Below are 1,674 nucleotides of genomic sequence, written 5' to 3'. Positions count from 1 at the left end.
TTAGTAAGTAGCTATGGTATAAAACGAAGAACTTTACTGTTATTAGTATTAATGATTGCAACAGGAGTAGCCATTGTAGTGCATAAACATTATAAAAAAATTGTTGTTCTACAATTTTTAATGGCAGTTACGGTTTTGGTTACTTTATTACCACAAGTATTTAAATATGCTACAGCATCTAACCAATGGATGGAACAAACAGATGATATTACGTCTGCAGTTTTTAAAGCAAAACCAAATATTTACGTAATACAAGTAGATGGTTATGCAAATAAAGAAGAATTAAAGAAAGCACCATATAATTTTGATAATAGTACTTTTGAAAAAACGTTAGAAAATAAAGGCTTTAAATGGTACGCTAACTACCGAAGCAATTATTACTCTACACTAAGCTCTAACACTTCGTTTTTTGCAATGCGACACCACTATCATCAAAAACCAAATAAACCCTATCAAGAGTTAATAAATTCTAGAGAGATAATAGTGGGTGAAAACCCTGTAATCTCTATTTTAAAAAAGAATAATTACAAAACACATTTACTGCTAGAAAAGCCTTATTTTTTAGTAAATAGACCAAAAATGGCTTACGATTATTGTAATATTAGTTTAGATGATGTAGACTATTTAGGAAGAGGGTTCGAAATTAAAAAAGACTTAGAAACCGAATTAAACAAACTTTTAGAAACTAATAAAAGGTCAGAAAACTTCTATTTCATTCAGAAGTTATTACCAAGCCATATAACAAATGCTACAGACCCTTCAAAAGATAAGGAAACGGAAAGAACGTTATATTTAAAACGATTAAAAGAAGCTAACGTTTGGCTTACAGAACTTATAACTAATATTGAGGCAAAAGATAAAAATGCACTAATAGTAGTATCGGCAGATCATGGTGGATTTGTAGGATTCGATACAACTAACGAAAGTACCGTAAAACAAGAAACCGAAGCGTTAGTAAAAACAATTTTCACCTCTACATTAGCAATAAAATGGAGTACCAAAGCCCCAGAGTTTGATGATGCTTTTAAAACACCGGTAAACTTTTTTAGAATTTTATTTGCACACTTAAGCGAAAATAGAAGTTACTTAGAACATCTGCAAGACGATAAAAGCTATATTATAATAAGCAAAGGCGCACCTTTTGGCGTGTACGAATATATAGATGAAAACGGGCACGCCGTTTTCAATGCTATTGCTAACGATTAACCTAATCATGGGAAAACATTTAGTAAATGTATTTACTTTAATTCGCATTAATCAATGGATTAAAAATGCGTTTGTTTTTCTGCCTATATTTTTCGATCAGCAGTTTACCTCTTTTTCAGCATTACTAGATGGAGGTATTGCTTTTTTAGGCTTCTCATTAATAGCCAGTGCTATATACTGTTTTAATGATTACATAGATGTTGATTTCGATAAAAATCATCCAGAAAAGAAACACAGACCTATTGCAAGTGGAGCTATTAAAAAACAACAAGCTATTGTTTATATGTTGCTACTGCTATTAAGTAGTATACTAATAACGTATTGTTTTAATGGTATGAAGTTAACCACTGTTGTACTTACTTACTTTGTGTTGAATATATTATATACTTTAATACTAAAAAAAATAATAATTATAGACGTTATTACTATAGCTTCAAGCTTTGTGCTACGTATTGTAGCGGGTGGAGT

2 protein-coding genes are annotated in these 1,674 nt (G+C 30.6%); both read left to right on the top strand.

Annotation, left to right across the window (positions count from 1 at the left end; all coding sequences use genetic code 11):
• A partial coding sequence (locus tag ACVC2P_RS00390) for a sulfatase-like hydrolase/transferase (RefSeq protein ID WP_452596507.1) occupies positions 1 to 1,206 on the top strand: 1,206 nt, incomplete at its 5' end.
• 7 nt (positions 1,207 to 1,213) lie between these two features.
• Positions 1,214 to 1,674, top strand: a 461-nt coding sequence (locus ACVC2P_RS00385; protein ID WP_452596506.1) for a UbiA family prenyltransferase, incomplete at its 3' end; no start/stop codon positions are given.

Source organism: Pontimicrobium sp. MEBiC01747 (assembly GCF_053601635.1).
This window is presented reverse-complemented; position numbering and strand designations above follow the sequence as displayed.